General features: G+C 55.1%; 3 rRNA genes and 1 pseudogene. All 4 read right to left on the reverse strand.

What is annotated here, in order from left to right:
- Positions 1-263: pseudogene (locus GZ67_RS21065) on the reverse strand (hypothetical protein); the annotation flags it as partial.
- A gap of 72 nt (positions 264-335) precedes the next feature.
- Positions 336-452 (reverse strand): 5S ribosomal RNA (gene rrf, locus GZ67_RS0117610).
- A 108-nt stretch (positions 453-560) separates the two neighbouring features.
- Positions 561-3,665, reverse strand: a 23S ribosomal RNA gene (locus tag GZ67_RS0117615).
- A gap of 430 nt (positions 3,666-4,095) precedes the next feature.
- A 16S ribosomal RNA gene (locus tag GZ67_RS0117620) occupies positions 4,096-5,619 on the reverse strand.
- The 16S, 23S and 5S rRNA genes sit together here, the layout of an rRNA operon.
- Positions 5,620-5,859 lie beyond the last annotated feature (240 nt).

Here is a 5,859-nt window from a genome sequence, read left to right on the forward strand (position 1 = left end):
CCATCACGGTTGTAGCCGCCACCTTCACGGCGCGGGGCACCACCGTCACGGTTGTAGCCACCGCCCTCACGGCGCGGGGCACCACCATCACGGTTGTAGCCACCTTCGCGACGCGGGGCACCACCATCACGGTTGTAGCCGCCACCTTCACGGCGCGGGGCTGCACCGTCACGGCTGTTTCCGGGGCGTCCGCCAGAAGCGCGATTACCGCGCGATCCGCTGTCGTCGTTGCGACGCGGACGGCGCTCTTCCTCTTCTGGCATGATGCTCCCTGTTCTATTCGTGTAAACGCAAAATGGCCACCCATCGATGGGTGGCCATTTTGTCTAAAAGGAGTCCGGCGGTGTCCTACTCTCCCACAGGGTCCCCCCTGCAGTACCATCGGCGCTGTGAGGCTTAGCTTCCGGGTTCGGAATGTAACCGGGCGTTTCCCTCACGCTATGGCCGCCGAAACACTATTGATGTTTCAATCAAACACATAACAAAGTCATTGTTGTTATGCGGTTCTCGACCGTACATCGAGAACCACTCAGTGGACGCGTAGCACCAACAAACGGTGTGTTATCAAGTCATCGGCTTATTAGTACCAGTCAGCTGCATGCATTACTGCACTTCCACATCTGGCCTATCAACCCAGTAGTCTGGCTGGGAGCCTCTCACCCGAAGGTATGGAAATCTCATCTTGAGGCCGGCTTCCCGCTTAGATGCTTTCAGCGGTTATCCATCCCGAACGTAGCTAATCAGCGGTGCTCCTGGCGGAACAACTGACACACCAGAGGTTCGTCCAACCCGGTCCTCTCGTACTAGGGTCAGATCCTCTCAAATTTCCTACGCGCGCAGCGGATAGGGACCGAACTGTCTCACGACGTTCTAAACCCAGCTCGCGTACCGCTTTAATGGGCGAACAGCCCAACCCTTGGGACCTACTCCAGCCCCAGGATGCGACGAGCCGACATCGAGGTGCCAAACCATGCCGTCGATATGGACTCTTGGGCAAGATCAGCCTGTTATCCCCGAGGTACCTTTTATCCGTTGAGCGACAGCGCTTCCACAAGCCACTGCCGGATCACTAGTCCCGACTTTCGTCCCTGCTCGACCTGTCAGTCTCACAGTCAAGCTCCCTTGTGCACTTACACTCGACACCTGATTGCCAACCAGGTTGAGGGAACCTTTGGGCGCCTCCGTTACTTTTTGGGAGGCAACCGCCCCAGTTAAACTACCCACCAGGCACTGTCCCTGAACCGGATTACGGTTCGAAGTTAGATATCCAGAGTGACCAGAGTGGTATTTCAACAATGACTCCACACGAACTAGCGTCCATGCTTCAAAGTCTCCCACCTATCCTACACAAGCCACACCGAACACCAATACCAAGCTGTAGTAAAGGTCACGGGGTCTTTCCGTCCTGCTGCGCGTAACGAGCATCTTTACTCGTAATGCAATTTCGCCGAGTTCGCGGTTGAGACAGTTGGGAAGTCGTTACGCCATTCGTGCAGGTCGGAACTTACCCGACAAGGAATTTCGCTACCTTAGGATGGTTATAGTTACCACCGCCGTTTACTGGGGCTTAAATTCTCAGCTTCGCCTTACGGCTAACCGGTCCTCTTAACCTTCCAGCACCGGGCAGGCGTCAGTCCGTATACATCGTCTTGCGACTTGGCACGGACCTGTGTTTTTAGTAAACAGTCGCTACCCACTAGTCTCTGCGGCCTCCAAACGCTTTCGGGAGTAAATCCCTATACGCCGAAGGCCCCCCTTCTCCCGAAGTTACGGGGGCATTTTGCCGAGTTCCTTAACCACGATTCTCTCGATCTCCTTGGTATTCTCTACCTGACCACCTGAGTCGGTTTGGGGTACGGGCGGCTAGAACCTCGCGTCGATGCTTTTCTTGGCAGCATAGGATCACCCACTTTTTATCCGCATCGTGTCTCAGCCTTAATGAATCGCGGATTTGCCTACGACTCGGCCTACGCACTTGCACCAGGACAACCATCGCCTGGCTTGGGCTACCTTCCTGCGTCACACCTGTTAATACGCTAACCGCACCAGAATGGGGTCGTGCGCTAGGCCCAGAGCGTCACCCCGAAGGGATCAGTCACTGGGATTCAGACACTTAGCACTACTGGATTAGCTTGGGCGGTTCTTCGCCGGTACGGGAATATCAACCCGTTGTCCATCGACTACGCCTGTCGGCCTCGCCTTAGGTCCCGACTTACCCAGGGAAGATTAGCTTGACCCTGGAACCCTTGGTCTTTCGGAGGACGTGTTTCTCACACGTCATTCGCTACTCATGCCTGCATTCTCACTCGTGTAGCCTCCACGGCTGGTTCACACCGCCGCTTCGCTGGCCACACGACGCTCTCCTACCCATCAACACGGCTGGACCACGAAGGCCTACCAATAATGTCAATGCCACAACTTCGGTGGCGTGCTTGAGCCCCGTTACATTGTCGGCGCGGAATCACTTGACCAGTGAGCTATTACGCACTCTTTCAAGGGTGGCTGCTTCTAAGCCAACCTCCTGGTTGTCAAGGCAACTCCACATCCTTTCCCACTTAGCACGCGCTTTGGGACCTTAGTTGGTGGTCTGGGTTGTTTCCCTCTCGACTATGAAGCTTATCCCCCACAGTCTCACTGCTGCGCTCTCACTTACCGGCATTCGGAGTTTGGCTGACGTCAGTAACCTTGTAGGGCCCATCGGCCATCCAGTAGCTCTACCTCCGGCAAGAAACACGCAACGCTGCACCTAAATGCATTTCGGAGAGAACCAGCTATCACGAAGTTTGATTGGCCTTTCACCCCTATCCACAGCTCATCCCCTCAGTTTTCAACCTAAGTGGGTTCGGTCCTCCACGACGTCTTACCGTCGCTTCAACCTGGCCATGGATAGATCACTTCGCTTCGGGTCTAGGACATGCGACTGAATCGCCCTATTCAGACTCGCTTTCGCTACGGCTACCCCACACGGGTTAACCTCGCCACATATCGCTAACTCGCAGGCTCATTCTTCAAAAGGCACGCTGTCACCCCTACTAAGGAGGCTCCAACGGTTTGTAAGCAAACGGTTTCAGGTACTATTTCACTCCCCTCCCGGGGTACTTTTCACCTTTCCCTCACGGTACTTGTCCGCTATCGGTCATCTGGGAGTATTTAGGCTTATCAGGTGGTCCTGACAGATTCACACGGGATTTCACGGGCCCCGTGCTACTTGGGATACTCTTCGCGCCAAGAGAGGCATTTCGACTACGGGGTTGGCACCCTCTATGACCGGCCTTTCAAGACCGTTCGTCTATACCTTCTTGTAACGCCGCCACCTCGGCAGAGATGACTGAAAAGTCCCACAACCCCCAACGTGCAACACCTGCCGGCTATCACACACGCTAGGTTTAGCCTGTTCCGGTTTCGCTCGCCACTACTAACGGAATCGCGGTTGCTTTCTCTTCCTGTGGGTACTGAGATGTTTCACTTCCCCACGTTCCCTCTACCCGCCCTATATATTCAGGCGGGAGTCACTAGGTCGGCACGCCGCCCAGCGGGGTTTCCCCATTCGGACACCCTCGGATCAAAACTTGCTTATCAGTTCCCCGAGGCTTATCGCAGATTGCTACGTCCTTCTTCGGCTCCAGATGCCAAGGCATCCACCGTTTGCTCTTAAAGACTTGAAATCACATGAGTTTGAATCAAAAACTCGACCCCACCCGAAGATGGAATCTGAAATTGACTAATGATCTTTAAGATCATCTTGTGCAACTGACCGAAGCCAGCTGCAAGATGCTCGCGTCCACTGTGTAGTTCTCAAAGTACGGGCGGTGCCCCCATCCACAACCCCACAAAAGGGGAAACAGAAAGAGGCCCAGAGTAACCGACTGTGCACTCGACCCAAAGGCCAGTGCGCATCCGGTCCCTCAGGACCCAACAGCGTGCAGGTGCGACATCCGCCACCCTCCCCGTTCCCACCAGATCCGAAGACCCGACGTACTAAAGAAGAACAACATCCTTCACACCATGTCAAATGTTCCACCCATGAGCTCCCAGCGAAGAACGTATGCCTTCGATCTGGGTTCTGGACACCCGGAGGTGTCAGATGCTCCTTAGAAAGGAGGTGATCCAGCCGCACCTTCCGGTACGGCTACCTTGTTACGACTTAGTCCTAATTACCGATCCCACCTTCGACGGCTCCCTCCAAAAAGGTTAGGCCACCGGCTTCAGGTGTTACCGACTTTCATGACTTGACGGGCGGTGTGTACAAGACCCGGGAACGTATTCACCGCAGCGTTGCTGATCTGCGATTACTAGCGACTCCGACTTCATGAGGTCGAGTTGCAGACCTCAATCCGAACTGGGACCGGCTTTTTGGGATTCGCTCCACCTCGCGGTATTGCAGCCCTTTGTACCGGCCATTGTAGCATGCGTGAAGCCCAAGACATAAGGGGCATGATGATTTGACGTCATCCCCACCTTCCTCCGAGTTGACCCCGGCAGTATCCCATGAGTTCCCACCATTACGTGCTGGCAACATAGAACGAGGGTTGCGCTCGTTGCGGGACTTAACCCAACATCTCACGACACGAGCTGACGACAACCATGCACCACCTGTTTACGAGTGTCCAAAGAGTTGACCATTTCTGGCCCGTTCTCGTATATGTCAAGCCTTGGTAAGGTTCTTCGCGTTGCATCGAATTAATCCGCATGCTCCGCCGCTTGTGCGGGTCCCCGTCAATTCCTTTGAGTTTTAGCCTTGCGGCCGTACTCCCCAGGCGGGGAACTTAATGCGTTAGCTGCGTCACGGAATCCGTGGAATGGACCCCACAACTAGTTCCCAACGTTTACGGGGTGGACTACCAGGGTATCTAAGCCTGTTTGCTCCCCACCCTTTCGCTCCTCAGCGTCAGTTACGGCCCAGAGATCTGCCTTCGCCATCGGTGTTCCTCCTGATATCTGCGCATTCCACCGCTACACCAGGAATTCCAATCTCCCCTACCGCACTCTAGTCTGCCCGTACCCACTGCAGGCCGGAGGTTGAGCCTCCGGATTTCACAGCAGACGCGACAAACCGCCTACGAGCTCTTTACGCCCAATAATTCCGGATAACGCTTGCGCCCTACGTATTACCGCGGCTGCTGGCACGTAGTTAGCCGGCGCTTTTTCTGCAGGTACCGTCACTTTCGCTTCTTCCCTGCTAAAAGAGGTTTACAACCCGAAGGCCGTCGTCCCTCACGCGGCGTTGCTGCATCAGGCTTGCGCCCATTGTGCAATATTCCCCACTGCTGCCTCCCGTAGGAGTCTGGGCCGTGTCTCAGTCCCAGTGTGGCCGGTCACCCTCTCAGGCCGGCTACCCGTCGACGCCTTGGTGAGCCATTACCTCACCAACAAGCTGATAGGCCGCGAGCCCATCCCCAACCGAAATTCTTTCCAGACGCAGACCATGCGGTCACGTCACATATCCAGTATTAGACGCCGTTTCCAGCGCTTATCCCAGAGTCAGGGGCAGGTTGCTCACGTGTTACTCACCCGTTCGCCACTGATCCCACAGAGCAAGCTCCGTGTTCACCGTTCGACTTGCATGTGTTAAGCACGCCGCCAGCGTTCATCCTGAGCCAGGATCAAACTCTCCGTAAAAAAGAAATGCATACGACACCGGGAAAACGATGACGCAGCGAGTTTGATGCTGACCAAAGAGACAAATTCATTGCTGACTTCATCCATTGCCAACCCCCCGAAAGGAGTTGGTCTTTGATCCAAAGGAATTCTCACCCCCACCGAAGTGGAGACGAGGATAATTTGGCATTTGACAAGTGCACGCTGTTGAGTTCTCAAGGATCGGATGCTCCCACGACCCAGCCATCACAGCCAGGCCCG

Origin of the sequence: Microbacterium sp. Cr-K20 (assembly GCF_000708325.1) — a bacterium.
Taxonomy (GTDB): Bacteria; Actinomycetota; Actinomycetes; order Actinomycetales; family Microbacteriaceae; genus Microbacterium.